This is a genomic window from Lelliottia sp. WB101, from assembly GCF_003051885.1.
In the GTDB taxonomy this organism is placed as follows: Bacteria; Pseudomonadota; Gammaproteobacteria; order Enterobacterales; family Enterobacteriaceae; genus Enterobacter; species Enterobacter nimipressuralis.
In genome coordinates, this window is sequence record NZ_CP028520.1 from 4,319,736 (window position 1) to 4,345,267 (window position 25,532).

Annotated in this window: 23 protein-coding genes; 14 read left to right on the top strand and 9 right to left on the bottom strand. The window is 58.7% G+C overall.

The genetic code is table 11. The features are described from left to right. Nucleotides 1-101 precede the first annotated feature (101 nt). The 5 genes from DAI21_RS20955 to DAI21_RS20975 all read left to right on the top strand — a co-directional run bounded on the left by DAI21_RS20955 (nucleotide 102) and on the right by DAI21_RS20975 (nucleotide 4,288). Nucleotides 102-1,124, top strand: coding sequence for an ABC transporter permease (locus tag DAI21_RS20955; RefSeq protein ID WP_107704084.1), 1,023 nt, complete (start codon nucleotides 102-104; stop codon nucleotides 1,122-1,124). Beyond that, entirely contained in the window at nucleotides 1,124-1,957 is an 834-nt protein-coding gene (locus DAI21_RS20960; RefSeq protein WP_102104219.1) for an ABC transporter permease, read from the top strand. Before DAI21_RS20955 ends, DAI21_RS20960 begins: the two co-directional genes overlap by 1 nt. Then, a complete protein-coding gene (locus DAI21_RS20965) occupies nucleotides 1,950-2,774 on the top strand; it encodes an ABC transporter ATP-binding protein (RefSeq protein WP_107704085.1) in 825 nt (274 codons plus the stop codon). The genes DAI21_RS20960 and DAI21_RS20965 overlap by 8 nt, the downstream gene beginning before the upstream one ends. After that, nucleotides 2,761-3,465, top strand: coding sequence for an ABC transporter ATP-binding protein (locus tag DAI21_RS20970; RefSeq protein WP_107704086.1), 705 nt, complete (start codon nucleotides 2,761-2,763; stop codon nucleotides 3,463-3,465). The genes DAI21_RS20965 and DAI21_RS20970 overlap by 14 nt, the downstream gene beginning before the upstream one ends. Before the next feature lie 367 nt (nucleotides 3,466-3,832). Beyond that, nucleotides 3,833-4,288: a hypothetical protein gene (locus DAI21_RS20975; protein WP_107704087.1), complete on the top strand. Its 456-nt coding sequence runs from the start codon at nucleotides 3,833-3,835 to the stop codon at nucleotides 4,286-4,288. A gap of 55 nt (nucleotides 4,289-4,343) precedes the next feature. Here DAI21_RS20975 and DAI21_RS20980 read toward each other — a convergent pair whose 3' ends face one another. Further along, nucleotides 4,344-4,823, bottom strand: a complete 480-nt coding sequence (locus tag DAI21_RS20980; protein ID WP_107704088.1) for a cold-shock protein — start codon at nucleotides 4,821-4,823, stop codon at nucleotides 4,344-4,346. A 391-nt stretch (nucleotides 4,824-5,214) separates the two neighbouring features. Between DAI21_RS20980 and DAI21_RS20985 the strand changes: the two genes are divergently transcribed. The 3 genes from DAI21_RS20985 to DAI21_RS20995 all read left to right on the top strand — a co-directional run bounded on the left by DAI21_RS20985 (nucleotide 5,215) and on the right by DAI21_RS20995 (nucleotide 7,063). Next, nucleotides 5,215-5,544 (top strand): type II toxin-antitoxin system RelE/ParE family toxin, encoded by a 330-nt coding sequence (locus DAI21_RS20985; protein WP_100777290.1) that lies wholly within the window; start codon nucleotides 5,215-5,217, stop codon nucleotides 5,542-5,544. A gap of 12 nt (nucleotides 5,545-5,556) precedes the next feature. After that, nucleotides 5,557-5,871, top strand: a complete 315-nt coding sequence (locus DAI21_RS20990; RefSeq protein ID WP_100777291.1) for a DNA-binding protein — start codon at nucleotides 5,557-5,559, stop codon at nucleotides 5,869-5,871. 70 nt (nucleotides 5,872-5,941) lie between these two features. After that, the gene (locus tag DAI21_RS20995) at nucleotides 5,942-7,063 is read left to right on the top strand and encodes a YbdK family carboxylate-amine ligase (RefSeq protein WP_107704089.1); all 1,122 of its coding nucleotides are present in this window, start codon (nucleotides 5,942-5,944) and stop codon (nucleotides 7,061-7,063) included. Here DAI21_RS20995 and DAI21_RS21000 read toward each other — a convergent pair. From DAI21_RS21000 to DAI21_RS21010, 3 genes are all read right to left on the bottom strand, one after another. Then, complete coding sequence (locus DAI21_RS21000; protein WP_107704090.1) at nucleotides 7,050-10,148, bottom strand: efflux RND transporter permease subunit; 3,099 nt, start codon at nucleotides 10,146-10,148, stop codon at nucleotides 7,050-7,052. The two genes, DAI21_RS20995 and DAI21_RS21000, sit on opposite strands and share 14 nt — an antisense overlap. Before the next feature lie 9 nt (nucleotides 10,149-10,157). Continuing rightward, on the bottom strand, nucleotides 10,158-11,237 hold the full coding sequence (locus DAI21_RS21005) for an efflux RND transporter periplasmic adaptor subunit (RefSeq protein ID WP_100777294.1): 1,080 nt from the start codon (nucleotides 11,235-11,237) through the stop codon (nucleotides 10,158-10,160). Nucleotides 11,238-11,317: 80 nt separating this feature from the next. Then, complete coding sequence (locus DAI21_RS21010; protein WP_107704091.1) at nucleotides 11,318-14,011, bottom strand: cation-transporting P-type ATPase; 2,694 nt, start codon at nucleotides 14,009-14,011, stop codon at nucleotides 11,318-11,320. 499 nt (nucleotides 14,012-14,510) lie between these two features. Here DAI21_RS21010 and DAI21_RS21015 point away from each other — a divergent pair, with 499 nt between their 5' ends. Continuing rightward, a complete protein-coding gene (locus DAI21_RS21015) occupies nucleotides 14,511-14,759 on the top strand; it encodes a DUF1158 domain-containing protein (protein ID WP_100777296.1) in 249 nt (82 codons plus the stop codon). On the opposite strand, the gene DAI21_RS21020 is transcribed toward DAI21_RS21015, so the two are convergent. Beyond that, entirely contained in the window at nucleotides 14,745-16,313 is a 1,569-nt protein-coding gene (locus tag DAI21_RS21020) for an alpha/beta hydrolase-fold protein (protein ID WP_107704092.1), read from the bottom strand. The two genes, DAI21_RS21015 and DAI21_RS21020, sit on opposite strands and share 15 nt — an antisense overlap. A gap of 123 nt (nucleotides 16,314-16,436) precedes the next feature. On the opposite strand from DAI21_RS21020, the gene DAI21_RS21025 reads away from it, so the two are divergent. Continuing rightward, nucleotides 16,437-18,581 (top strand): TonB-dependent siderophore receptor, encoded by a 2,145-nt coding sequence (locus DAI21_RS21025; protein WP_107704093.1) that lies wholly within the window; start codon nucleotides 16,437-16,439, stop codon nucleotides 18,579-18,581. Between the two features lie 56 nt (nucleotides 18,582-18,637). Here the strand turns inward: DAI21_RS21025 and DAI21_RS21030 are convergent, their stop codons facing one another. Further along, the gene (locus DAI21_RS21030) at nucleotides 18,638-18,979 is read right to left on the bottom strand and encodes a RamA family antibiotic efflux transcriptional regulator (RefSeq protein ID WP_020885132.1); all 342 of its coding nucleotides are present in this window, start codon (nucleotides 18,977-18,979) and stop codon (nucleotides 18,638-18,640) included. 35 nt (nucleotides 18,980-19,014) lie between these two features. Continuing rightward, nucleotides 19,015-20,118 (bottom strand): MBL fold metallo-hydrolase, encoded by a 1,104-nt coding sequence (locus DAI21_RS21035; protein WP_107704094.1) that lies wholly within the window; start codon nucleotides 20,116-20,118, stop codon nucleotides 19,015-19,017. A 191-nt stretch (nucleotides 20,119-20,309) separates the two neighbouring features. Here DAI21_RS21035 and DAI21_RS21040 point away from each other — a divergent pair, with 191 nt between their 5' ends. From DAI21_RS21040 to nfsB, 3 genes are all read left to right on the top strand, one after another. Beyond that, nucleotides 20,310-20,900: a TetR/AcrR family transcriptional regulator gene (locus DAI21_RS21040; protein ID WP_100777300.1), complete on the top strand. Its 591-nt coding sequence runs from the start codon at nucleotides 20,310-20,312 to the stop codon at nucleotides 20,898-20,900. Beyond that, nucleotides 20,890-21,258, top strand: a complete 369-nt coding sequence (locus tag DAI21_RS21045) for an MmcQ/YjbR family DNA-binding protein (RefSeq protein ID WP_107704095.1) — start codon at nucleotides 20,890-20,892, stop codon at nucleotides 21,256-21,258. Before DAI21_RS21040 ends, DAI21_RS21045 begins: the two co-directional genes overlap by 11 nt. 119 nt (nucleotides 21,259-21,377) lie before the next feature. Next, on the top strand, nucleotides 21,378-22,031 hold the full coding sequence (gene nfsB / locus DAI21_RS21050) for an oxygen-insensitive NAD(P)H nitroreductase (protein ID WP_107704096.1): 654 nt from the start codon (nucleotides 21,378-21,380) through the stop codon (nucleotides 22,029-22,031). Here nfsB and DAI21_RS21055 read toward each other — a convergent pair. Both DAI21_RS21055 and DAI21_RS21060 read right to left on the bottom strand, forming a co-directional pair. Beyond that, a complete protein-coding gene (locus tag DAI21_RS21055) occupies nucleotides 22,028-23,071 on the bottom strand; it encodes a DUF2157 domain-containing protein (protein WP_102104231.1) in 1,044 nt (347 codons plus the stop codon). The two genes, nfsB and DAI21_RS21055, sit on opposite strands and share 4 nt — an antisense overlap. A gap of 24 nt (nucleotides 23,072-23,095) precedes the next feature. Next, complete coding sequence (locus DAI21_RS21060) at nucleotides 23,096-23,974, bottom strand: helix-turn-helix transcriptional regulator (protein ID WP_100777304.1); 879 nt, start codon at nucleotides 23,972-23,974, stop codon at nucleotides 23,096-23,098. A 107-nt stretch (nucleotides 23,975-24,081) separates the two neighbouring features. Between DAI21_RS21060 and DAI21_RS21065 the strand changes: the two genes are divergently transcribed. Continuing rightward, nucleotides 24,082-25,509: an MFS transporter gene (locus DAI21_RS21065; protein WP_107704097.1), complete on the top strand. Its 1,428-nt coding sequence runs from the start codon at nucleotides 24,082-24,084 to the stop codon at nucleotides 25,507-25,509. Nucleotides 25,510-25,532 lie beyond the last annotated feature (23 nt).

Genomic DNA, 25,532 nt, shown 5'->3' on the forward strand with positions numbered 1-25,532 from the left:
CCTGATGGCCGGGTGGGGTTCGCCTCACCCGGCCTACAACACAGTGAAACGTCGGCCCGGCCAGCACAACGCCACCGGGCAAAAGGAATAACGCTCTCTCCATGCCACCTTTATCTTCCCACGTGATGCGTGTTGTTCAGGGCCTTTTCACCCTGCTCCTTACGCTGTTCGGGCTGCTGCTCGTCACGTTTGCGCTCTCCGCATTTTCCCCCGTCGATCGTGTCTTGCAGATCGTCGGCGATCACGCCAGCCAGTCGACGTACGATCAGGTTCGTCACCAGCTCGGGCTGGATCAGCCCCTGCCGGTGCAGTTCTGGCATTACCTGCTGAATCTGTTTCACGGCGATCTTGGCACCGCCAGCGCCACCGGACAGCCGGTATTGCAGGATCTGCTGCACGCATTTCCCGCCACGCTGGAACTCGCCACGCTGGCGCTGATTATCGGCTCCGTGCTCGGAATTATTGCAGGAGTGCTGTGTGCGCGTTTTGCCGGTTCACCGCTGGATCTGATCATCCGCACCCTCACCCTGCTCGGTAACTCGGTGCCTGTTTTCTGGCTGGGGCTGCTCATGCTGGCGCTGTTTTACGCGAAGCTGCAATGGAGCGCCGGGCCGGGCCGGTTGGACGATATCTGGCAATACACCGTGGAGCCGCGCACCGGTTTTGCGCTGATCGATACCTGGCTTTCAGGAGACCGCGAGGCGTTTAAAAATGCCCTCAGCCACCTGATGCTGCCGGTGCTGCTGCTGGCCTACTATTCCCTGGCGAGCATCACCCGCCTGACGCGCTCGGCGTGCCTCAGCGAAATGAACAAAGAGTACATCCTGCTCGCGCGCGCCAAAGGTGCCGGAGAGATGGCGATTCTGCTGCGCCACGTGCTGCCCAATATTCGCAGCACGCTACTGACGGTAATCGCGCTGGCCTACACCAGCATGCTCGAAGGCGCAGTGCTGACCGAAACCGTCTTTTCATGGCCGGGCATTGGCCGCTATCTCACCACCGCGTTATTCGCGGGCGATACTACCGCCATCATGGGCGGTACGCTGGTGATTGGCGTCTGTTTTGTGCTGATAAATAATCTGACCGACCTGCTTGTGCGGGCCACCGACCCCAGGGTGCGCTGATGCCTTTTTATCTTTTTCTGCGCCGACTGCGCCGCTCTCCCGCTGCGTTCTGCGGGCTTATCGCAATCGTTCTGTTGCTGCTGATCGCGCTGTTTGCTCCGTGGCTCGCTCCGCTCGATCCGAACTGGCAGAACGCGGCGGCACGCCTGCAGGCACCGAACGCCACGCACTGGCTCGGCACGGACAGTTTCGGGCGCGATCTGCTCTCACGCCTGATCTACGGCAGCCGTCCCGCCCTTGGGCTGGTGGCGCTGGTGACAATCATTACCCTGCCCACCGGGCTGCTGATCGGGATTTTGTCCGGCTACTACGGCGGCTGGCTGGAGCGTGTGCTGATGCGTTTTACCGACGTGGTGATGTCGATGCCACGTCTGATCCTCGCCTTTGCCTTTGTCGCCATGCTCGGCCCTGGCCTTGTGAACGGCGCGCTGGCGCTGGCGCTCACCACCTGGCCGGCCTATGCACGTCAGGCCCGGAGTGAAATTCAGCGTCTGCGTCACAGCGATTATCTGGCGGCTGCCGAGATGATGGGCATTCGCGGCGGGCGTCTGTTGCTTGGGCATATTCTGCCGCTCTGCCTGCCGTCAGCGATAGTGCGACTGGCGCTGGATCTGGCGGGCATTATTCTGGCCGCCGCCGGGCTGGGCTTCCTGGGTCTGGGCGCGCGTCCGCCGATGGCCGAATGGGGCGCGATGATCGCCGACGGCATGCAGGTGATTTTCGATCAATGGTGGATCGCCGCTATTCCTGGCGGCGCGATCCTGTTCGCCAGCCTGGCGTTTAACCTGCTGGGCGACGGCCTGCGCGACATTCTGGAGCCGCAACATGACTGACTCCCGCGTTATCGTCGATGCGCTGAATATCGACTACCCCGCCGCGCGTGTGGTGAACAACCTGAGTTTTACCCTCGGCAACGAACGGCTGGCGTTAGTGGGCGAATCTGGCTCCGGTAAATCCATGTCGGCCAGGGCGCTGATGGGGCTGGTGCGCAAGCCCGGCGTGGTCAGTGCCCGGCAGCTTAACGTGCTGGGCCACGATCTGCTGACCCTGAATAATCGCGGCTGGCAGCGCCTTCGCGGCAACGACATTGCGATGGTGCTTCAGGACCCGCGCTATGCGCTCAACCCGGCCAAAATCGTCGCCGCGCAGCTCGAAGAGTCGCTGACGCTGCATCAGTCTCTCTCCCGCAAGGAGCGGCAGGAGCGTATTCGCGACATTATCCACGCCGTCGGGCTGGAGCAGAGCGTGCTGACGCGCTATCCCGGTGAACTCTCCGGCGGGATGGGCCAGCGGGTCATGATTGCCATTGCCCTCATCAACAATCCGCAGGTGCTGATTGCCGATGAACCCACCTCGGCCCTCGACGCGCGTCTGCGCAATCAAATCCTCGAACTGCTGGTGAAGCAGTGCGAAGAGCGCCAGATGGCGATGTTACTGATTAGTCACGATTTACCGCTGGTGGCAGAACATTGCGACCGCGTGCTGGTGATGTATCAGGGCGAAAAAGTCGATGAGATGGCCGCGCGGGAACTGCCGCAGGCCACGCATCCCTACACCCGCACGCTGTGGACCTGCCGCCCGGATGCCAGCACCTATGGGCAAATGTTACCGACGCTGGATCGCAAGGAGATACGCCATGGCACTCGTTGATGTCCGTCAGTTGCAGGTGGCGTTCGGCGAAAAAACGGCGGTATCGTCGGCCAGCTTTGCCATCGAAAAAGGGGAAACCTTCAGTCTTATCGGGGAATCCGGCTGCGGAAAATCGACCATTCTGCGCGTGCTGGCCGGGCTACAACGTCAGTGGCGCGGCGACGTGAGGCTGCTCGGGGAAAACCTGAAACCCGACGCCCGGTTTACCGGCGCGCTGCGGCGCAACGTGCAGATGGTGTTTCAGGATCCATGGGCGTCCCTGCATCCCAATCACACCCTTTCACGCACGCTGACAGAGCCGCTAAAAATTCACGGTGAAACACAGATTGCAGAGAAAGTAGCCGACGCGTTACAGCAGGTGGGGCTGTCGGCTGACGCGGGCCAGCGTTATCCGCATCAGCTGTCTGGCGGCCAGCGTCAGCGTGTGGCGATTGCCCGCGCCCTGTTGCTGCGCCCCCAGCTCTTGCTGCTGGACGAACCAACCTCGGCGCTGGATATGTCGGTGCAGGCGGAGATCCTGAATCTGCTGAACCGCCTGAAACAGCAGCACGGTATAACCTATCTGCTGGTGAGCCACGACGCGGATGTGATTGCACATATGTCAGACCGCGCGGCGTTTATGGCGCACGGCGAGATTCAACGGGTCTTTGATCGTGAAGCGATGCGAAACGGCGAGCACCGGATGGGGTAGGTTTCACGTGGGCCAGTGTCTGCCCTTTCAGACCGGCTACCGCCCGACAGGTGTTTTCTGGAAAGCGCCTCGCAAATCGAAAAGTAACCTTGTGAAACTCAGGGTTTAGCCTTTTATTTGCCCTTCCTCGGTCGTAAAGTGCCTGCGTTGCGGTTTATCCGCGACCGGGCGTAGGAACCCGTTGGCATAAAGCGATAATTTTTTTCGCGACAGCGCATACCCCGTTAACTTACGGTGGCGCTGGCGGAGCAGCAAACGCTGGCCGTTTTCTTTGTGCACGGTATTCCTACCTCCGTCAGCGCTGCCCCTCCCTGAGCGCAGGGACTTACAGGGTGGTCAATTATTTCATGCATAATGAGGATGCCAAATGGCTACTATCCCAACCCTGTTTTACGCGCAATCTGACGAAAGCGTTATTCAGCAGCTTCTCAACGCCCCGCTCCCGCAAACGGCGGATTTATTCCAGGTGGCCGATCTCTGCGCCTCATTTGTCTGCGTGCTGGTCGAAACCCACGACAGCAAAACGCGCGAAGCCTTGTGCGAGCGTTTACTGCAAGCGCTCAATCAGCTGCGCGAACTGTGCGATAAAGATCTTCCACCGTACCTGATTGAGCAACTGATTAAGGGCGAGAAAATCAGCTCAAACGTGCCGGATCTGTGGCAAGAAACCGCCACGCTGTTGGATTACATTCAGGCGCTAACGAACGCTATTCTGGCAGGGACTCTGCCACCGAATGTGGCAAAAGAGTTAACGGGGCTGCTGCATGATATGGTCTGGCTGCTGACCGATTTTGTGAAGGAGCCGTACATCACGGCGCACTGAGGCAGGAGTGAGGCCGAAATTCTGCTGATGAATGGCACAGAATTTCGGCACAGGATCACTTGAGGAGTTTCACCGTGGCCTCGATGTCGATCTCATCTTCAGAGAAGATCAGCGTCGTCCCCTGGAAGGTGGTGATCGCCAGTTTCTTCACCGAGCGCATCTCACCCGGTTTCGCCGCAGATTTCGGACGGATATTGTTCAGCAGCAGGCCAACGGACAGGATCGCATTTTCTTTATCGATGCCCGAATCAGCAGGCACTTCTTCGCTGTAGACCAGGAAAGATTTAATCGACGTCAGCTTAATACGCTCGCCCGCGATATAAATGTATTTGCTTTCCGGCACCACTTTCACCGCATACGCGGACAAGCCTTTGTTGTTGGTCGTCGGTTCAAACGTGACCGCCGCGTCTTTCTTAATCAGCTCAGGATTGGCAACCTTGATCACATGAAAATACCGGTTGTCACCGTTTTCATCTTTGATAAATCCAAAGCCTTTATCTTTAAACCACGTTGTGATCGTTCCGTTCATCGCCATTACCGCCTGATTAATCGTTTATCAACACAAATTTTGCAGCGCGCAGTGTAAAGCACATTGCCTGCGCAGACTACGTCTTTGGGTTAAGTCTGGACGATAAATTTGTGGGATGCGAGTCCATCGCCCGGTGGGGAAGTTGCTTGCACGGGCCTACGTACCGCTTCGTAATTGGCCAGTTAAGGTGTAACCGTCCACCGGCGTGTCCTCTCTGGAACGCGCCTCGCAAACCGAAAATTAACTTTAAAAAATAGGTAGTTATCGCTTTACTCGCCATTACACTGATGATGTTATCGCGAGGTGCCGGGCAGATAGAATCTGCTGTAAAGGCGTTTATCTTGTAAATCGTAACTTATAGGATACAATAAATGAGTGTTAATCACAGGCTACAATCATGCCGATAGTGAAGCACTATAAAACGGCTGACGATCGTAACCCTTTTGACGAGTACTTTCGCAGTATCAAAGACCCGATAGCCAAAGCCATGATAGCGACACGCATCGCCCGAATGGCAACCGGCAACTACGGAGATTGTAAAGTGTGTCGCGACGGTATATCAGAGTTGCGGATCGCTCAAGGGCCGGGGTATCGGGTGTATTTTAGTTATGTAACAGACTCCAGTGATGGCAGCGTAAATCTGGTGTTGTTGTGTGGGACGAAGAAGAGTCAAAACGCCGATATTACTACTGCGTTAATCTATCTTAACGACTACAAAGCAAGGTAATGAGAGGAAATAATGGCTAAATCCATTCTCCACGATGATGCGATGGTACAACTGCTGAAAGACGATCCGGCATTTGCCCCTGTCTATCTTCACCAGGCATTAATTGAGATCGATGAAGAAGGGGGTTACGAGGCATTCATGCTGGCACTACGCCACGTTATTGAAGCCACTGGAGGCATGACTGCTGTCGCGAAGCGCGCGGGGGTTTCCCGTGAATCGCTCTACAAATCACTCTCTCCAAATGGGAATCCGTCTTTTAAACGCGTAGCCGCGCTGGCATCTGCTACGGGTTACCCTATTTCACGCATAGCCACCGCATCGGCCTAATCAGTGCCGCAAATCACGCCGCTTGCAGGAGATGTCTATACTCATTTCATCCCCGCAACCGGAGCACGCCATGCCCCTACCCGACTTCCATGTATCCGATCCTTTTACGCTGGGTATTGAACTCGAACTGCAGGTGGTGAACCCGCCGGGGTACGATCTCAGCCAGGACTCTTCGGCGCTGATTGCCGCCGTAAAAAACGATATCAAAGCCGGTGAGGTCAAACACGATATCACCGAGAGTATGCTCGAAATCGCCACTGGCGTGTGCCAGGACATTCATCAGGCGGCAGCGCAGTTTTCCGCGATGCAACAGGCGATCCTACGCGCGGCGGCGGATCAGCATATTCAGATCTGCGGCGGCGGCACGCATCCGTTTCAGAAGTGGCAGCGTCAGGAGGTGTGCGACGACGAGCGCTACAACCGCACGCTGGAGATGTTTGGCTACCTGATTTTGCAGGCGACGGTTTTCGGCCAGCATGTTCACGTCGGCTGCCGGAACGGTGATGAGGCGATTTACTTGCTGCATGGCCTTTCGCGCTTTGTGCCGCACTTTATTGCCCTCTCCGCCTCGTCGCCTTACATGCAGGGCAGCGATACCCAATTCGCCTCCTCACGGCTCAATATTTTCTCGGCGTTTCCGGATAACGGCAAAATGCCGTGGGTGAATAACTGGCAGGAGTTCGAAGGGCTGTTTCGCCGCCTGAGCTATACCAGCACCATCGACAGCATCAAAGATCTGCACTGGGACATCCGCCCCAGCCCGCATTTTGGCACCGTTGAGGTGCGGGTGATGGATACACCGCTGACCCTGGCGCACGCGATTAATATCGCCGGGCTGATTCAGGCGACGTCGCACTGGTTGCTAACCGAACGTCCGTACAAGCACCAGCCGCAGGACGCCCTGCTCTATAACTTCAACCGTTTTCAGGCCTGCCGCTATGGGCTGGATGGCATGTTAACCGACGTGAACAGCGGTGAACAAAAAACCATTGCCGAGGATATCGCCTGGCTGCTCGAGCGCGTCGCGCCATCAGCCGATAAGGTGGGCGCGACAAGCGCGATTGCGGAAATTGCCCTGATGTTAAAACAGGGCAAAAGCGAGGCGCAGCGGATGCGGGATTTTATCGCCGACGGCGGTTCGCTGACCTCGCTGGTACAAAAACACTGCGAGCTGTGGACTACTCACCCGTAAGTGAGTGCCCCCACTCGCGCAGACGCTGGAACAGCACGAACAGCGCCGGGATAAAGACAATCCCGACCACGGTCGCCACCAGCATGCCGCTGAACACCGTGGTCCCGATGATGCGCCGGCTCTGCGCCCCCGCACCGGAGGCCAGCATCATCGGCAGTACGCCGATAATAAAGGACACGGCGGTCATCATGACTGCGCGGAAGCGGCGCGACGCCCCTTCGCGGGCGGCATCGACAATCGCCATGCCGTCGATGCGCCGCGCACGGGCAAACTCGACGATCAGAATGGCGTTTTTGGCCGCCAGGGCGATAAGCAACACCAGCCCAATCTGCACGTACACGTCGTTGGCAAAGCCCGCAACCCACAGCCAGACCAGCGCGCCGCCGATGGCAAACAGCACCGAGAGCATCACGCTTGCTGGCAAGGTCCAGCTTTCGTACTGCGCCACAAGGAACAGCCACGCCATCACCACCGCCGCCAGCACAATCCAGATCGCCTGATTGCCCGTCTGCTGCTCCTGATACGACATACCGCTCCACGCGTAGTCATACCCGGCGGGCAGAGTATCGTTCAGCAACTGGCCCATCGCCGCCATTGCCGTGCTGCTGCTCACGCCCGCCGCCGCTGAGCCGCTCACCGACACCGACGGGAACTGGTTGTACTGCTGCACAAACGGCGCACCGACGGTCGGGGTGATAGTCACCAGATTGCTCAGACGCACGCGCTCGCCGTTATTGCTGCGCACATAAAGCTCACTGATCTGCTCCGCACGCTCACGCCACTGCATCTCGTTTTGCATCACCACATGGTAAACGCGATTATTAATGCTGAAATCCCCGGCGCGCGTGCCGCCAAAGGCGGTTTGCAGGCTGCTGAAGATGCGGCTCACGGGCACATCCAGACGTGCTGCGCGCTCGCGATCCACCTCAAGGGTCAGCTGCGGTACGTTGCTGCTCCAGGTGGTAAACACGCGGGTGAGTTGCGGATGCTGGTTGGCTTTCGCCAGCACCTCGCGGGTGACGCGCTCCAGCTCCGCCGGGCTTTGCCCAGCCTGGGCCTGAATACGCAGATCGAACCCGGAGGCATTACCCAGCCCCGGCAGCGTCGGCGGCGCGAAGGTCATGATAGTCGCTTCCGGCAGGGCCAACAGCTGACGTTGCAGCCCGCCCATCACCTCGTCGAGCGGCGGGCGCTCGCTCCAGTCTTTCAGCATCACCGAGATAAATCCGCCGTTCGAGGCGCTGGTGCCGTTGAGAATATTAAAACCCGAGACCTGAATGACATCCGCCACCGCCGGATTGGCGGCAATCAGCTCGCGCGCCGTCGTCATCACCGCTTCGGTGCGCTCCAGGGATGCCGCCTCCGGTAGCTGGACGCTGGCGAAGAAGTAGCCCTGATCTTCCTGCGGCAGGAACCCTTTTGGCATGGCGGTAAAACTCAGCGCCACGATGGCCGCCGCACCGGTGGTCGCCAGCAGTGCCAGCACAGGGCGACGGTTAAAGACCTCCACCAGACGGGTGTAAGCCTGCCGCGTGGCATCCAGCGCCCGGTTAAAGCCGCGGAAAATCGCCGCAGGACGTTCGACGCGCGGGCGCAGCAATAAGGCGCACAGCGCCGGTGTAAGCGTCAGGGCCACAATACTTGAAAGGGTTACGGCGGTGGAGAGTGTGACCGCAAACTGGCGATACAGCTCGCCGACAATTCCCGGCAGCAGCGCCACCGGCACGAACACCGCCAGCAGCACCAGGGTGGTGGCGATCACCGGCCCGGCAATCTGACGCAGGGCGTTGGCCGTCGCCTCCGTGCGGCTTTGCCCCTCCGCCATCAGCGTTTCGACGCTCTCGACCACCACAATCGCGTCATCCACCACCATGGTGAGCGCCAGAATAATGGCGAACAGACTCAGGGTGTTCGCCGAATAGCCGAGCGTGTAGAGCACCGCGAAGGTGCCAATCAGCGACACCGGGATCGCCAGCACCACAATCAGCGTCGCGCGCCAGCTTTGCAGAAACAGGGAAACCACCACCACCACGGCAAGCAGCGTCAGGGCCAGTGAGACACCAATCTCTTTGATGGTCGCCGCCACAAACTCAGTGGTGTCGAACTTCACTTCCCAGGTCAGGTCCGCCGGGAAGCGAGTGGCGAGCCGCTCAAGCTCGCCGCGCACCGCTTCGGCCACGCGCAGGGCATTAGCCGACGGCGTCGGATAGATGCCTAAATACGCAGAATCGTGACCGTTCAGCTGCGCGCCAGAGCTGTAACTGCGCGATCCCAGCTCGATGGTCGCCACATCTTTCAGGCGCACCAGTTGCCCCATGTCACCGGCGCGAATAATGATATCGCCAAAGGCGTCGGCTTCGTTGAGACGCCCCAGCCCGTTGATAGTGAGCGTTTGCTGCTGCCCGTTGAAGACCGGCGGCGTTCCCACCTGGCCTGCCGCGCCCTGCACGTTCTGCTCGTGCAGCGCCTGGGCCACATCATCCGTGGTGACGTTGAGAGCGTTCATACGATCCGGACGCAGCCAGATGCGCATGCTGTAGTCGCGCGCGCCAAACAGCTGGACCTGCCCGACGCCCGGCAGGCGTGCCAGTGCTTCGCGCACCTGAGTGCTGGCGTAGTTGCTCACAAACAGTGGCGAATGGGTACCTTCCGGTGAGTAAAGACTTACCCCCATCATCAGGTTGGTGGCGCGTTTTCGCACCTGGACGCCGTTTTGCTGCGCCTCAGCGGGCAACTGCGCCAAAGCCTGCGCCACGCGGTTTTGCACGTCAATCGCCGCCAGATCCGGGTCGGTGCCTGCGGCAAAGGTGATGTTCAGGCTGTAGGCGCCTTCATCGGAGCTGGTCGATTCCATGTACAGCATGTGATCCACGCCGTTAAGCTGGGTTTCCAGCGGCGTGGCGATGGCTTCTGCCACATCTGCCGCGCTGGCACCCGGCCAGCTGGCGCTCACATTCACCACCGGCGGCGTGATCTGCGGGTACTGCTCCACCGGAATCAGCCTCAGGGCGATGGCCCCGAGCAAGGTGATCACCAGCGCAATCACCATCGCAAAGCGCGGGCGTTTGATAAACAACGTCAGCATGGTGGCTCCTTAATTCAGAATCTGGACAGCAGCACCGGGCTGCAGTCGCGGCGCGCCGTCGGTGACCACGCGCTCATTCGCCTCAACACCGCTTTGCACGGTGAACTGCTGGCCCATTTGTCCGCCGAGCGTGAGCGCGCGTTTTTCAGCGTTTCCGTCGGCATTCACTACCCAGGTGAAAAATCCGTCGCCATTTTGTTGTACCGCAGCCGCCGGGATCACCAGCGAATCCTGCTCGCTCTGCGGTCGCAGCCAGACATTCACGTTGCCCCCCGGCAGCAGGCGGTGCTGCGGATTGGCGAATTCGGCGCGCAGCATTACGCTGGCGGTGCGCGGATCGATACGGTTATCCACCGAGGTCAGGGTGCCGTTTTCACGCTGCTCGCCGTTCTGAATCTGCGCCAGCCAGGCCTGTTTCAGCGCCGTGATATCCGCATGCTGCCCGGCTTTCGCGGCAAATGCCCCCTCTTCCAGGGCGAAGGCAATGCGGATGGGGTCAAGCTGCACCACCTCCACCAGCGGGCCGCTCGATGGATTCACTACGCTGCCGACATGGAAGCGGCTGTGGCCCATACGCCCGTTGATGGGTGAGACTATCCGCGTGAAACCGAGGGTGACGTTTCGCGCCTCGAGACGGGCATTGGCCTGCTCCAGCGCCGCGCGGGCCACGTCGCGCTGCATCTGCGCATTGTCGACGTCATTACGGCTGATAGCGTTGCCGGTTTTCAGGCTTTGAAAACGCGTGAGTTGCTGCTGCGCCTGGCGCAGGGTGGCTTCGGCACTTTTCACTTCCGCCTGCGCCAGACGCACCGCCGCACGCGGCTCCGCGTCGTCGAGTTCGAACAGCAGATCGCCCTGTTTGACGTACTGCCCGTCGCGGAAATGGATTTTGGCAATCGCCCCTTCCGTGCGCGCCCGCAGCTCTACCGTATGGATCGCCTCAATGCGGCCAGGGATCTGGCGCTCAGCGGCGTGGGTGGTCTGCTCGACGCTGGCGACGCGCACCGGAATGGCGGCGGCAAGAGCGGTTTGCAGGGTGCAGGAAAGAAGTGCGACCGCCAGAGCGGTGCGCAGGAAGGTGGATTTCATGGGGAAGTCCTCAGGTGATTGTCTCCCTCACCCTGGCCTGCTCCAGTGGAGAAGGTCAGGATGAGGGTGAGGGCAAAAAGTTATGCAGCCTTACGGAACCTGCGGGTCAGTCGCTTCTCAATTTCGACGATGAAGAACATCACGCCAGCCAGCGCCAGGGTAACACCCCAGTAGCGCAGCGGCAGGGCTTCGGTGCCGAACAGCATCTGCATAAATGGCAGGTAGATAATCGCCAGCTGCAGCAGGAACAGCACACCCGTTACCAGCCAAATCCCTTTGTTCGCCAGCAGACCGCGGTTCAGAGAGAAACCATCGCTGTTGCGGCAGTTAATCATGTACACCCACTGCGCACACACCAGCATCTGCAGCAGCACGGTGCGGATGAACTCGGCGCTGTGGCCGCGCGGCGCAAGCCAGGCTTCCAGCGCAAAGGCAGCAATCGCAATCATGGTGCCGACGAAGGCCACGCGCCAGACGGCGAAGGCATCCATCACGTGCTGACCGGTCTGACGCGGCGGACGCTTCATGATGTTGCGCTCGGCGGCTTCAAAGGCCAGGCCGAAGGAGAGCGTGGCGGAGGTCGCCATGTTCATCCACAGAATCAGCACCGGCGTCAGCGGAATAATGTTCCCCGCCAGCAGGGCAATCACAATCAGCAGACCCTGCGCCAGGTTGGTTGGCATAATGAACAGAATCGTTTTCTTCAGGTTATCGTAGACGCGACGCCCCTCTTTTACCGAGCTGGCGATGGTGGCGAAGTTGTCGTCCGTCAGAACCATATCGGCGGCTTCTTTGGTCACTTCCGTGCCTTTGATGCCCATGGCGATCCCGACATCCGCCTGACGCAGCGCGGGCGCATCGTTCACTCCGTCGCCGGTCATCCCGACGATTTCACCTTTCTCCTGCAGGGCTTTCACCAGGCGCAGCTTATGCTCCGGGCTGGTACGCGCAAAGATGTCGTACTCCACCGCCGCATCCGCCAGCTCGGCGTCGTCCATCTTCTCCAGCTGATAGCCGGTGACAGCCTGCGCGCTGTTGGTGATCCCCAGCATCTGCCCGATGCTCATTGCGGTCTGCGGGTGGTCGCCGGTGATCATCTTCACGCGGATACCGGCCTGCTGACAGGCGTGGATGGCATCGATAGCCTCCGGACGCGGCGGGTCCATCATCCCGGCGATGCCGAGGAAAATCAGCCCGTTGTTCAGGTCATCGTGGCTCAGCCCCTGCTGGTCGGCCGCCGCCGGTTTGTACGCGGCAGCTACCATGCGCAGCCCCTGGCTGGCATAACGCTCCATCTCGGTTTCCCACCAGGCGCGGTCAAACGCGTCGACACCGTGGCGAGTCTGCTGCTGGTCGCACAGGGCGAAAATCACGTCCGGCGCGCCGGTGACCAGGATCTGCTCCTCACTGCCAATCTGGTAGTGGGTGCTCATGTACTTGTACTGCGAGTCGAACGGAATTTTGTTAATCAGGCTGGTGACGACCGGCGCAAGATTGGCTTTGGCGGCCAGCACTTTCAGCGCCCCTTCCGTCGGCCCACCGGTGATACCCCACAGGCCGCGCTCGTCCTGAATAATCTGGCTGTCGTTGCACAGGTCGATGGTGCGCAGATAGTGCTCCAGCACCGTGCCCTGCTGAACGTGCACCGGCTCGTTGCTGCCGTCCAGATAGATGTTGCCCACTGGCTCGTAGCTGTTGCCTTCCACGCGGTAGCAGCAGTCGGCGGTGATAATTGCTTTAACGGTCATTTCGTTCATGGTCAGGGTGCCGGTTTTATCCGAGCAGACCACGGTCATCGCCCCCAGGGTTTCAACGGTTGGCAGCTTGCGAATAATCGCCTTTTTGCGCGCCATCGCCTGAACGCCGAGCGACAGGATAATCGAGATAATCGCTGGCAGACCTTCCGGTACAGAGGCCACCGCCAGGCTAATCAGAGAGAGCAGCAGCTCGCCCATTGGGATGTCGCGGAACACCAGGCTGAAGACAAACAGCGCCGCCATCATCGCCAGAATAATGGCGAAGATCGCTTTGCCGAGCTTGTCCATCTGCACCAGCAGCGGCGTACGGTGCTTTTCAATTCCGGCCATCATCTGGTTGATGTGACCAAGCTCGGTATCCTGGCCGGTGGCGATAACCACGCCCACACCGCCACCTGCGCTTACGGTGGTGCCGGAGAACACCAGGTTCGTGCGGTCACCCAGCGATAAGTCGCCCTGCAACGGATGAGTATGTTTATCTACTACCGTCGATTCACCCGTCAGAATCGCCTCTTCGACGCGTAAATTATGCGCCTCGATCAGACGCATATCCGCCGGAATACGATCCCCGGCGCGCAGGACAATAATATCGCCCGGCACAATATCCGTGGTTGGAATGGTCTCATGGACGCCGTTACGAATAACACGCGCATCGCTGGAGAGCATATTGCGAATACTTTGCAGCGATTTCTCCGCATTACTTTCCTGCACATGACCAATTAAGGCATTGATTACCGCCACGCCCAGAATCACCAGCGTGTCCACCCAGTGACCCATCACAGCGGTTAATACGGCGGCGGCCAGAAGAACATAAATCAGGACGTCATTAAAATGGGCGAGAAAACGCAACCAGGCCGGTTTGCCTTTTTTCTCAGGCAGGGCATTTGGGCCATATTGCTGCAAACGCGCCTGGGCTTCTGCACGGTCCAGTCCGTTGGCGTGGCTCTTTTTTTGCGCCAGTACCTGCTCGATGGTCTGCTGGTATGGCCGATTCTGGGAGTGAGTCTTTTTGGTCATTGATGCAATTCCTTCAATATCCGGTGGACGGAAGCCTGAATTCCTTTCTGGCTTTATTAAATTCATTTTTTATGGCGTTAATTCTTGCGGTGTAAATTGTTCTGCCGCAATATAATTAGCGCCGGCTTATTCAAAACACACATTCAATATTTCGATGAGATGATTTTTACAAAATATTTCTAAACGCAATCTAAACGAGGAGAGAGCATGTTTGGGATTTATCGCGGGCGCCGCCTGGCTTTGTACATAGTTGTTGCCATTGTTATTGCGACGTTAATTGGATACAGCACATATACGTTTGTAAAATTATTCACCTGATGATGACAGTTATTTACATAACCACAGAATAATTGAATTCATTCATTCGAGGTTTAATTAAATCAGGAATATTCCCGGAATAATTATTCTATTTTTATCAGGAAAGTGAATTTCGGGATGATATTGCTTTACGTTGCAGGATGCCGGACAATAACTTTTTTAACTGACAATTAACATTGATATGAAACACCCGTTAGAATCGCTGTTAACGGCAGGAGGCATTTTGCTGATGGCGCTGCTCTCCTGCCTGCTGCTTCCCGCGCCATCATTCGGACTGGCGCTGGCGCAGAAACTGGTCGCTCTGTTTCATCTGATGGATCTGAACCAGCTCTACACTCTGGTGTTCTGTCTGTGGTTTATCCTGCTCGGCGCCATCGAATTTTTCGTCCTGCGTTTCATCTGGCGCCGCTGGTTTTCACTGACCGCGTAGCCCCGTGAAATCGCGCATTCCGTGGATCAGCGCTTCGCACCAGGCCGCGTAATCGTGGCCGCTGGACCACGGATGGAAGCTCACGCGATAGCCTTTCTCGCGTAATACCTGCTCAAACTTTTCCGTATTGCGATAGATCCCGCCGCCCGGTCCGGAGGTTTCGAAGCGCCCGGCCTGCAGCCAGAAGCGAATCGGATACGTTGGCGACTGCTGATACTGACGCGTGAGCCAGCCCGGCGCGTCCTCTTTCGGTGCCCACCAGTACGACCCCGACAAACTCAGCACATTGCCGAACAGATACGGATAGCGCAGCGCCACCCAGGACGACGCAATTCCGCCATAGCTTGATCCCCCCAGCACCGTCTTTTGCCGTTGCAGCGCAATCCCCTGCCCGCGCAGCCACGGCAGCAGCTCCTGCGCCATAAAATCGGCGTAATTCGGATTCGGCGGCAGCTCTTTACCGCGACGGGCGTGATCGAGGCTATCAATAAACACCACGTTGATCGGCGGCAGGTGATGGCGGGCGATCAGTCCGTCGAGCACATTGGCAAAATGGTACTCATCCTGGTAAATCTGCCCGTCGAACAGGATCAGCGTCCAGCGTGCGGGCTGTGCGCCGCGCGGTTTGTAAATCATCACTTCCCGCGCGTTACCGAGGATATGACTGGTAAACGGCTGGCGCGTCAGCGAGCCATGGGTAAGCGGCTGCGCGGCGGCCTGCGCAGAACAGTAGCGCGCGGGGCTGAGATCGAGCAGCGAATAGCGATTCCAGCGATCGGCCTGCTGATCGCCGTAAGTTTGTGGATTGAGCGGATCGGCCTGCGCGCTCACCAGAATGGCGCGGCGCTGATCGCGTGCGCTGCCCTCCACGCGCGGCACGTCCGGTGCCAGTTTGTACTGCATGATCGTATCCGCCGGCACCACGTAGCTGCGGAACCAGACGTCGGTTTTGCCAAGACGAAACAGCGGATCGTGATCGCCTGCGGGCGACCCGAGAAGAAAAACGTTATCCCGCGCGCCGCGCCATAAGAACGTCACGCGCTTGTGGCTGGCATCGACCGGCTCCACCATCGGCGTTCCCTGCCGAATTTGCGCCTGCCAGAACGCATGCGTATCTCCACCGGCAGCAACCGTTTTAGCCAGCGTTTGCAGCGTCGGGCTTTCTGGCTCGAGCATCTGCGTGCGCGGGAGTGGCGACGTCTCTTTCATCCGCCACGTAAAGCGCCACGGCTTGCCCTCTTCCCCGTGCAGCACCAGAGACGTGCTCTGCTGCACCGGCAGCGCAAACAGCAGTGAGTGCTCGCCATCGCTGGGACCCTTTTCAATCAGCGTGCGAATACGGCGGTTTTGCCCGTCCAGCAGCCTGGCATCGGTTACACCGCTCAGCGTCGCGGAAACGTAGTTTTCATCGAGCGCGGGCAGGACGAAACAGACCTCGCCGCTGGCATCGAATTTCCCTTTCTGTTCCCCCTGAATGGAAGGATGCTCGCACGTTGCCGCCAGTGCTGGCAGCGTACTTATCCCTAACAGCAACCCACTCCACGCCCTTTTCATACCGACTCGTTCCCCTGCAAAATTTGCTAGCAACGCTAATGCAAATGGTAATAATTTGCAATATCATCTGAGCCGTTATTAGGGTGTTTTTATGGCGATAGCAATTAAGGGATTTTAATAAAAATGTTTAAAAATAATAAGATAATGCAACTCTGGTTGCTGAGTCTGGCCAGCGTCAGCGTGGCGGCTCAGGCAGAAACAAATGAAGAAACGCTTCTGGTCACGCAGAGTGTCAGCCAGGAGCCGACCGCTCCGGTGAAGGGGATCGTGGCGACGAAAACCCTTTCGGCGACCAAAACCAGTGCCGATATTGTGAAAACGCCGCAGTCGGTTTCCGTCATTACGCGCGATCAGATGGAGCAGCTGGATGTCACGTCCGTGTCACAGGCCCTGCGCTACTCCGCCGGGGTGTTTACGGAATACCGCGGCTCGTCCAACCGTAACGATGAAGTGTTCGTGCGCGGCTTCAGCTACGTGCCGAAATTCCTCGACGGGCTGAGCTACGGCGCGACGGCCTCCTCGCAAACCGGCACCATGGATCCGTGGCTGCTGGAGCGCGTCGAGCTGGTGCGCGGCCCGGCCTCAGTGCTGTTTGGTCAGGTCAACCCAGGCGGACTGATCAGCATGACCAGCAAGCGTCCGACCAGTGAGCCTGTCCACAACGTGCAGTTCCGCACCGGCAATCACGATCTCGCCGAAGGGGCGTTTGATTTCGGTGGCCCACTCACCGACGATGGGCGCGTGCTGTATCGCGTGAACGGGATAGCCCGCACGCAGCATAACCAGGTGGAGGATTACAAAGAGACGCGGATGGCGATTGCCCCGGCGATCACCTGGTACCCTAACGATCAGACGCGCTTTACCCTGCTGACCAGCTACCAGAAAGATCCTGACGCGGGCTATCGCAACTTCCTGCCCGCTTATGGCACGGTGACCAGCGCCAACGGGCGCTACATTCCGCGCGACTTTAACGTCAGCGATCCGGATTACAACCAGTCCTGGCGCGAGCAGACGATGATCGGCTACGAGCTGGAACATCAGTTCGCCGATAACCTCACCTTCCGCCAGAACGCCCGCTACGCCTCGATCAAGCAGAAATATCGCTATCTGGTGTACGCCAACAGCGCGGCAGACAGCACGGTGCTGACCCGCCGCGCCCAGCATGAAGAGCGCACCACCAACGAGTTTGGTCTCGATAACCAGCTGGAATCCCTGTTCACTACCGGCGATGTGAGCCACACCCTGCTCGGCGGGCTGGACTACAAAACCAGCAAAGATAAGCAGTTGCTGGAACGCGGGATGGGCAAACAGTATGACCTCGACTGGACGAAGCCGGTATATGGCATCAACGTCGATGAGAGCACGTTCAGCACCGCGACGGACGAGCAGCAAAACCTCGACCAGATGGGCGTCTATTTGCAGGATCAGCTGAGCTGGAATAACTGGGAGTGGCTGGTGTCCGGGCGTTACGACTGGACCGAAGTGCGGACCACCGATTTCACCGGCGGCGCGCCGACCCAGCAGAACGATAACAAGTTCACCTGGCGCACCGGGCTGCTGTATGCGTTCGACTTTGGTCTCTCGCCGTACGTCAGCTACAGCACCTCCTTCGAGCCGAGCCTGCAAACCAACCGTGCACCGGGCGTGGCACCGTTTAAACCGACGACCGGCAAGCAGACGGAAATCGGCCTGAAGTATCAGCCGGTCGACTCCACGCTGATGACCCTGGCGCTGTACGATCTGACCCAGAGCAACGTGGCGACATACAACAGCGCCCAGGGCTGGTTCGAAAACGCGGGCGAAGTGCGCTCCAAAGGGGTGGAGGCCGAGATCCACTCAACGCTGATGGAGAGCATCAACCTCATCGGGTCGTATACCTACACCGATGCGGACACGCAGAGCACCACGGTGGCAGGCACCGAAGGCAAAACCCCGGCGCGTATTCCGGCGCACATGGCGTCGGCCTTCGCCAGCTACACCGTGCCTGGCGGGGCGCTGAAAAGCCTGACGGCGGGCGTGGGGATGCGCTATATCGGCACCAGCTATGGCGATGCGAAAAACACCTTCAAAGTGGCCTCGGTGGATCTGTATGACGCGATGATGAGCTATGAGCTGGGCGAGCTGAACAGCAGCCTGAAAGGGGCCAGCGTGCAGTTCAACGTCAATAACGTGGCGGATACCAAGTATGTGGCGTCCTGCGCCAGCGATACGGCGTGTTTCTACGGGATTGGTCGTACGGTAACGGCGACGGTGAATTATCGCTGGTAGTGAGCGATTGCCGGGTGGCGGCACCGTCGCACCCGGCATACAAACGCACACGTCTTTTAATGCGTGCGGCTGTGATTCTCTTTGCGGTACGCACCCGGCGGCTGATTAAAGGTGCGGGTAAAAATCCGCGTAAATGTCTGCTGGGAATCAAACCCGTAGCGCAGACAGATGTCATACACCCGTTCGTCGGACTCGCGCAGATCCCGCGCTGCCAGCAGCAGTTTGCGCTCGCGAATGTACCGCCCCAGGCTTTCACCCTTGTACTGCATAAACAACCGCTGCAAATGCCATTTGGAGTACCCCGCGTGACGGGCGATCTCCTCAATGCGCAGCGGCTGATGTAGATTGTCGTCGATCCACTCAACGATGGTGTCGATGACCTGAGCGGAAATAGTCATGCTGCTCTCCCCCTCTACTGCTTGTCGGTTAAACATTATTCCCACCACTCACGAAATTGCTGCGTCGTATCATTCACCCTGACCGGCTCGCCCAGCTCCGGCGTCAGCAGACGATACTTTTTATCCAGGCTTGCGCGCGTCAGCTGAATTACCGGGTCGTTCCAGCTGTGTTTTGCCAGCACAAAGCGTCCGTAATGGCCCGGCACCACCGCTTTAGCGTTGATATCGGCGGCGGCCTGCGCGGTCTCTTCCGGCAACATGTGAATGTACTTCCAGTCCTGGTCGTACTGTCCGTTTTCCATGATCGCCAGATCGACCTCGCCGAACTGCTCACCAATGGCTTTAAAGTGCGGGCCGTATCCAGAATCGCCGCTGTAGTAGACCTTTTGCTCAGGCGTGACGAACATAAAACTGCCCCACAGGGTTTGATTGCGTTTGAGCCCTCGACCAGAGAAATGGCGTGCGGGCAGCACGTGTACCGTCAGTTCATCGCTAATACGCACCGACTGATTCCAGTCGCGCTCTTCGATAATCTGTGGGTCCATTCCCCAGTAGCGCAGATGTGACCCGACGCCGAGCGGCGTGACCACACGCTTCACCTTCGGCATCAGCGCCTTGATGGTGGCGTAATCAAGGTGGTCGTAGTGATCGTGCGAGATGATCAGCAGGTCGATCTCAGGCATCGTTTCCGCGCGCCACGGATATTCCCCGGCAAAGGCTTTGTTGAGGAACGAAAACGGCGCGGCGTAGCTGCTGAAGACCGGATCAATCAGAATGCGTTTGCCCGCCAGCTGCAGATACCACGACGAATGCCCGAGCCAGACCAGGGTCTCCTGCTCCAGCGGAATCGCCGCCAGATCGGTTTTCACCAGCGGCAACGGCTGAGCGGGACGGGCGTTTTCCGTTTTGCTGACCAGAAATTCCCACATCGCCACCAGCATATTTTTGTCGCCGTTGTAGCCCGGCGTCGGCAGCGTATTGTGGAACTGTCCGTCGCGGTAGTGTGGCGAGGCCTCCACTTCACTGAGCTGTGCGCCCTGCGGCGGCTGACCGAATCCGGCATTTAACACAAACGGCAAACTCGCCGCTGAAGCAATAATCATGACAAACACCACGCTAAGAAGAAGAGGCTTTTTCATATCCTGACCCGAATACGCGCCCCCTTCCGTTGGTTTGCGCGGGTTGAACTTGATTATGAGTGAGTAAGCACTCATTATAGATATGATGATAAAGTCGTCAAGACGTTTTCGATCTTTGACATTCCGCGTTGCAGCGTGGCAAAGAGCATGTTTCAATCAGGGTTTTACACATTGACAGGAGGGGAATTTTAGTGGCACGTCCGAAGAGTGAAGATAAAAGACAGGCGTTACTGGAGGCAGCAACCGCTGCATTTGCGCAGTCAGGGATTGCTGCATCGACGGCGCTTATCGCCCGTAACGCGGGCGTCGCTGAAGGCACGCTGTTTCGCTATTTTGCTACTAAAGACGACCTGCTGAATGCCCTCTATCTGCACCTGAAACAGGATCTTTGCCAGACCATGCTGGCAAACCTGGACCGCGCCATTAACACTCCGAAAGAACATACCCGCAATATCTGGAACAGCTATGTGGACTGGGGGATTCGCAACCCTGTCGCCCACGGCGCTATCCGCCAGCTCGGCGTGAGTGAAAAGATCAACGCCGAAACGGAACAGGCGGTGCATGAGATGTTCCCGGAACTGCACGAGCTGTGCCGTCGCTCCGTGCGCCAGGTGTTTATGTCCGATGAGTTTCGCACCTTCGGCGATGCGATTTTCCTATCGCTTGCCGAAACGACGATGGAATTCGCCACCCGCGACCCGTCCCGCGCGAGTGATTTTAAATCCCTTGGCTTTGAATCCATGTGGCGCGCGCTCGCCATCGAGGATGTGAATGGACAGTAAATCCCTGCAGGCCTGCGCCAAACGCGTCGCGCTGGAATTGCCCTTTACCGAGCACTGCTGGCCCTTTGGCCCGGAATATGACGTGTTTAAGATCAACGGGAAGATCTTCATGCTGATGGCAGTCGCCCACGGGCGGGCGCATGTCAGCCTGAAATCCGATCCGGAGAAATCACTGCTCAACCAGCAGATCTATCGCGGCATCGAACCCGGCTATCATCTGAACAAAAAGCACTGGATCTCCCTCTACGAAGCCGACGATATCACGCCAGAACTGGTGGCGGATTTGGTTCTCGACTCGTGGAATCTGGTGGTAGATAAGCTGCCGATAAAAGATCAGAAGCGCATTCGCCCTGCCTGATTGTTCATGTCAGACGAACAGTATAAGCGCATATCTGGCACTTATCTTTTCCCGTGAGTCCTTGTAATCTGCTCTCTTTTCTCGCCCGCAGACGGCGAATTTATTGACCAGGAGTTGTTATGGATATCATTTCAGTTGCCCTGAAGCGTCACTCGACCAAGGCATTTGATCCCACCAAAAAGTTGACCGCAGAACAGGCAGAACAAATCAAAACGCTGCTGCAGTTCAGCCCGTCCAGCACCAACTCACAGCCGTGGCATTTCATCGTCGCCAGCACCGAAGAGGGCAAAGCGCGCGTGGCAAAATCAGCGGCAGGCACTTACGTGTTCAACGAGCGTAAAATGCTGGATGCGTCCCACGTCGTCGTCTTCTGCGCAAAAACCGCGATGGACGATGCGTGGCTGGAGCGCGTCGTGGATCAGGAAGAAGCCGACGGGCGTTTTGCGACCCCAGAAGCGAAAGCCGCAAACCACAAGGGCCGCTGCTACTTTGCCGACATGCATCGCGTCGATCTAAAAGATGACGATCAGTGGATGGCCAAACAGGTTTACCTAAACGTCGGTAACTTCCTGCTGGGCGTGGGTGCGCTGGGTCTGGACGCGGTGCCGATTGAAGGTTTCGACGCCGCCATCCTCGACGAAGAGTTCGGCCTGAAAGCGCAGGGCTTCACCAGCCTGGTCGTTGTGCCGGTCGGCCACCACAGCGTGGAAGATTTCAACGCCGCTCTGCCAAAATCTCGTCTGCCGTTGAGCACGATTATTACTGAGTGCTAATCGACATGGGCACGCTGGTTTCCGGCGTGCCAAATTCTCTCCGCATAACGCCCAATCACTGCCAGCGACGCCGCCAGAATCAGGAAGAAAATCACTTTATTCATCCCGTCCCAGAAGTATTCGAAATAGCGGGTATAGAGGTTGATGGCGAGAAACGTCAGGCCGAAACCGCGCAGCATGCCGTCGTCGGTTTTCAGGCTGATATAGATACAGACAATGGCGGCCACGGCGAAAAGCAGTGCCCACGGCAGCAGCGCGGCGCGAGTAACGCCATACCAGCTGTCGATATCGTAATTACCAAAAATCGACATGATCCACAGGGCCACAAACAGGTACGTCAGCCCCATCGCTTTACTGGTGGTGTACAGGTGACGTTTGATTAACATCGCCCGCAGCAGCCAGCACAGCGCCAGCAGCGCCCCGCCGAAGAAGATAAACCGCACCGGGTAGTTCATCCCCAGCCAGTAGGCCCCCCAGCCAGACATATACCCGGTTTCAGCCCCAAACCAGTTGCCGAGCGACAGCAGGAAAAAGAGCCACACCAGCCCCGAGCGCCCAAAGAAGCCCACCAGCCCGTAAACCACGCAGCCCGCAAGGAACAGCGGCGCGATATGCCCGCTGCCGTTATCCAGCCGCTCGCCCAGCTGCCAGAGCGCAATGGCGGTGAAGAGAACGCCGAGAAACAGAATTGCTTCCGTGCTGTAGTGCCACTGGGTTTCTCGCCGCTGGCGGCTGAATCCCCAGAGATAAAAGGCCACCGCCAGCACGGCGGGCAGCCCGATGCGGGCAACGAAAGAGAAGGAGAAAAAGGCGATGATACGTTCCATCAGCTCGCTGTCAGCAAACAGGCTGGCGAAGGCGATCATCACGCAGGCCAGTGCGGTCCAGAAGGCGTAACGGCTGAGTCGCTGCCAGTCCATCGCCACGCGTTTGAGGGTGCCCGCCAGCCGCTGGTGTTCATCGGCACTGAGCGCGCCCTCCTGCTCCCATTCGACGAGCGCCCGACGCAGCAGGCGTTCCTGTTTGCGAGTCACGTTCATGTTCTGTCCCTGAATGAGTGAAATTTAGTTGAGTATAACAGCCTGTTCCGCCAGCCACGTGAGCGCATGTTCGCCCGCGTCGTCCACCGGGAGATAAACCAGCAGCCGCGAGCCGTTGCGCGGAGCGGAGTACCAGTACATCTGCTGAAGCTGAAAATCCCCCAGCTGCGGATGGCTAAAGAGTTTCAGCTGATTTTCCACGCCGCGCACGTCATAGCGCTGGTGCCACAGGGCCTCGAACTCTGCGGAGACGGCAAAGAAGCGCGCCAGCTGCGCTTCCCACTGCGGTTCGCCGCGATGCTCGGCCATTGCCGCGCGGAAGTAGGAGACGAAAATCGGCAACACGTCATCGCGTTTGCCGAGTCGACTGCGCCACGCCGGATGGGTGAGAAAGAGGTAGATGCAGTTACGATCTTCCGGCGGAATGGCGTTGAAATCCACTCCCATCAGATGGCCAAAACTGTCGTTCCACGCCACGATGTCGAAGTTCGGCTTCTGAATGCTGGCCGGTTTCGGCATCAGCGTATCCAGCAGACGCCGCGTGCCTTCGCTGATCCCCTCACACACGGTCTGCTGCGGCGCTTCGCCCGGCGGCAGCCCCGCCAGCACAAACAGATGGCGCGTTTCCGTGGCGGTGCACTGCAGGGCTTTCGCCACCGCCACCATGACGGCGCTGGAGGGATTGACGTCCCTGCCCTGCTCAAGCCAGGTGTACCAGGTCACCCCCACATCCGCCAGCATCGCCACCTCTTCGCGACGCAACCCCGGCGTGCGGCGCCGACCGCTGCGCGGCAGGCCCAGCCGCTGGGGATCGAGGCTTTCGCGGCGCGCGCGTAAAAAGGCCCCAAGCTGCTTGCGGTTGTCGTCCTGCAAAGAGGAAGTGGGTTCGGTCATCAGCGTCATAAGGCCACCTGCGTGGTAGTGCCAGTACCAGTATAAGCAAGAACTGGTACCCGTTTTTATTATCACCGATGCTACGTCCATCTGCTGAATGACGCAATGGAGTCACCATGAATACGTCTGTTGTTTCACCGGGTCGCGCAGGCCTGATATTGCTGCTTACAGGCCAGATGCTGCCGCTGATTGATACCTCAATCACCAACGTGGCGCTGGATTCGATCACCCACTCACTGCACGCCACGGCCACCGAGCTGGAGCTGATTGTGGCACTGTACGGCGTGGCCTTCGCCGTCTGTCTCGCGCTGGGCAGTAAGCTCGGCGATAACCTTGGCCGCCGCCGTCTGTTTATGTGGGGCGTGGCCGCCTTTGGCGCGGCATCGCTGCTGTGCGGCATGGCGGGAAGCGTGGAGCAACTGCTGGGCGCTCGCGTATTGCAGGGCGCTGGTGCGGCGCTGATCGTGCCGCAGATCCTCGCCACGCTGCACGTCACCCTGAAAGGCACGGCCCACGCCAAAGCCATCAGTCTGTTTGGCGGCATCGGCGGAATTGCGTTTATCGTCGGCCAGATGGGCGGCGGCTGGCTGGTGTCGGCGGATATCGCCGGGCTGGGCTGGCGAAACGCGTTCTTTATCAACGTGCCGATTTGCCTGCTGGTGCTGGCCCTGAGCCGTCGCTACGTGCCGGAAACTCGCCGCGAAACGCCGTCGCGCATCGACTGGCAGGGAACCACCCTGCTGGCAGTGATCCTGTGCTGCCTGCTGTTCCCGATGGCGCTCGGGCCGGAACTCCACTGGCCGCTGGTGTTGCAGCTGGCGCTGATCGCGGTGGTTCCGCTGATGCTGTGGATGCGCGCCAGCGCGTTGCGTAAGCAGCAGCGCGGCGAACATCCCCTGCTGCCCCCGCGTTTACTGAAACTCACCAGCATCCGCTTTGGGATGGTGATCGCCCTGCTGTTTTTCAGCGCCTGGTCAGGCTTTATGTTCTGCATGGCACTGACCATGCAGGCCGGGCTGGGGATGGCGCCGTGGCAGTCGGGAAATAGCTTTATCGCCCTCGGCGTGGCCTATTTTGTCTCCGCCTGGTACGCGCCAAAACTGATTGCCCGCTACAGCATGGGGCGCATTCTGATGACCGGCCTGACGGTACAGATCGCGGGCCTGCTGCTGTTGATCGCCACCTTCTGGCGCTTCGGCCAGGCAAATACGGCGCTGACGCTGGCCCCTGCCACAATCCTGATTGGCTATGGTCAGGCGCTGATCGTCAACAGTTTTTACCGGATTGGGATGCGCGATATCAGCAGCTGCGACGCGGGCGCGGGAAGCGCAATCTTGAGCACGCTGCAACAGGCCACACTCGGTCTCGGCCCCGCCATTCTTGGCACCCTGTTCCTGACCTTTGCGCGTCATAACGGCGGCCATTACCCGCAGGCGATGATCGGTTTTCTGAGTATTGAAGTGGTGATGATGCTGGCGCTTGGCGGCATTGCCCTGTGGTTGCGCCACCGCCTGGAGGCCGGCCCGCTGCCTGCCGCGTCATAACAACACCTGCATAGCGTCGCGGG